This is a genomic window from Protofrankia sp. CiP1_Cm_nod4, assembly GCF_982290645.1.
In genome coordinates, this window is sequence record NZ_CEVIVC010000122.1 from 3,152 (window position 1) to 5,557 (window position 2,406).

At 73.9% G+C, this 2,406-nt stretch carries 2 protein-coding genes; one reads left to right on the forward strand and one right to left on the reverse strand.

Features of this window, described 5'->3' with window-relative positions:
* Positions 1-136: 136 nt before the first annotated feature.
* Positions 137-1,396, forward strand: a complete 1,260-nt coding sequence (locus tag AC5LSR_RS18895) for an OmpA family protein (RefSeq protein WP_493464648.1) — start codon at positions 137-139, stop codon at positions 1,394-1,396.
* Positions 1,397-1,624: 228 nt separating this feature from the next.
* On the opposite strand, the gene AC5LSR_RS18900 is transcribed toward AC5LSR_RS18895, so the two are convergent.
* Positions 1,625-2,406, reverse strand: a 782-nt coding sequence (locus AC5LSR_RS18900) for a phosphatase PAP2 family protein (RefSeq protein ID WP_493468747.1), incomplete at its 5' end; no start/stop codon positions are given.

A 2,406-nucleotide genomic window follows, 5' to 3' on the forward strand; every position in this document is an offset into this window, starting at 1 on the left:
GGATCACAGCCACGGTGGCCCGTGGCCCGGCGTAGCCGGTCACGATGTCCCGGCCGGCAGTCCCCGGCCAGCAGCCCCCGCCAGAAGAGCCCCGCCAGAAGAGCCATCCAGCCAGAATCCGTGCGGAGACCAGTCGATGTCCTTGGCCCAGATCGCCGCGCTGAAGCGGCCCCGTCCGGTTGTGTTCTCCCTGTGCCTGGTCGTTGCCTGGCTGCTGCTGGCGTTGCTGGCGTTCGGGCTGCGGCGTGAGCCCATCGAGGACGAGCTTGCCGACCGCGCCGTCCTGGCGGTGCGCTCGCACGGCCAGGACGGCGCGCGGGTGAGCTTCGACGGCCGGGACGCCACCGTGCACGGCACGTTCCCCAGCCTCACCGACGCCGAGGCGGCCCGCCAGGTGGTGGCGCGGGTGCCCGGGGCACGGTCGGCCTCGTTGGGCGGCGACATCCGCATCGTGCCGGCGCTGCTTTCCGGCGCCGCCGCCAGGCCCTTCGTGATCGCGGTCGACGGTGACTCGCTCACCGTCACCGCCACCGTGCCCGACCGGGCCGCCCGTGAGCAGGTGCTCGGCGCGGCCGCGGCGGCGGGCACCGGCACGCTGACCGGGAAGGTGACGGTCGACCCCGCCGTGGCCGCGCCGCCGGTCACCGTTCTCGCGGACCTGGCCCGCACGCTCACGACGGCCGCCGGTGAGCACAAGGTGACGATCGCCGGTTCCTCGGTGGTTCTGGAGGGGGGCGTGGCGGACGCCGGGGAGGAGGCCCGGCTGCTCTCGGCCGTCCTCGCCGAGACCCGCAGGACGCTGCCGGCCGCCACGGTCGACAACCGTCTGACCATCCGGTCGGCCGCCTCCGCCCCAAACGCTCCCGCCTCGGCCGCCTCCGCCCCGGCCGCCTCCGCTCCCGCCTCGGCCGCCTCCGCCTCGGCCCTCCCGACGGCCGGCGCGGCCGCGCCGGTGCCAGCGACCGGCGGGACCGCGACAGCACCGGCGGCGGATACGGCCGCGCCACAGCCGGCGGCAGGTGCGGCCACGCCGCAGTCGCTGGCCGGCCGGCTCGCCAGCGTCCTCGCCGAGGGGCAGATCACCTTCGCGACGGGCAGCTCGGAGCTGACCGAGGCCGACCGCGTCCAGCTCGACCGGATCGCGGCGCTGCTGCGGGAGGACGAGCTCGGCGTCCTGCTGGCGGGGCACACCGACGCACGGGGGCCGCGCGCCTTCAACGAGGCGCTGTCACTGGCGCGGGCGCGGGCCGCCGCCGCCTATCTGACCGACCACGGTGTGTCCGCGGATCAGCTGCGGGCCGCCGGGTTCGCCTCGGACCATCCGCTGGCGACGAACGCCACCGATGCCGGGCGCGCCGCCAACCGCCGGGTGGAGATCTCCGCCCTCGTTCCGTAGCCGCCACCCGTAGCCGCCACAGCCCTGCCTCGATGAGCAGGCCGGATGGTCCGGGCCTTCCGGTCTGCCTTTCGGGCTGCCCGTCGGCGGGCCGCTCCGGCCTGGGCCCTCGGCCCGGCGCCTGGGCCGGAAATCCTGGGCCTGCCTCCTCGACCCGGGGGCTCACACGGCAGTCGCCGCCGTCCCGTGGGCAGGAGCAGGGCAGGCCGGGGGACGGCCGGGAGCGGGTCAGGACGGTTGCTGCGACCCGCAGGTATCCGAGCGGCGGGTCACCATCAGACGCATCACGGCGACTATCCGGGCCTGCGGGGCCAACCTGGTGACCTGCACCGCCAGGAGGACGAGCAGAGCGCCGACAATGCCGTCCACCCAGTAGTGGTTGGCCGTGGCGACGACGACGGCGGTGGTGGCCACGGGCTGGGCGATGGCGAGATAACGCCACCGGCTGCGCAGGGCGGTGACCACGACCCATGCCTCGATGATGGCCCAGCCGATGTGCAGGCTCGGCATGGCCGCGTACTCGTTCGCGAAACCGTCGCCCTGGGCGTAGGGCGACGGGCCGAATATCGCGCCGGTGTCGATCAGAGCTGTCATCGTCATGGGCAGCAGGCGCGGTGGAGCGAGCGGATACAGGATGTGGATCGCCAGGGCCATGCCTGTCGCGATAATGATCACATTGCGGGCCCTGGGCCAGGCGGAGCGGTGCCAGGCGAAGACCCAGACGAGCAGCGCGACCGCCGCGGGGAAGTGGACCGCGTAATAGAACTCGTTGATCAGGATCGTCACGTGGTGGGAGTGCAGGGCCAGCCGCTGGACGGCTGCCTCGTCGGGCAGGTACAGGCTGCGTTCCATCTGCCATACCGCGGCCCCGTGCGAGAGCGCTTCGGTCTGATGGCCGTCGACGATGTGCCGTCCGAAACGGTAGACCATGAACAACAGGCCGAGCAGGACGGTCTGGGTGGCCGCGTAGCCGGCGGTGCCGAGGGCGCGACGCCCCCGTCGTGCCCCGC

Excerpts from the sequence above, each read along its gene's own strand:
- AC5LSR_RS18895 (WP_493464648.1), top strand. The coding sequence starts at position 137 with ATGTCCTTGGCCCAGATCGCCGCGCTGAAGCGGCCCCGTCCGGTTGTG.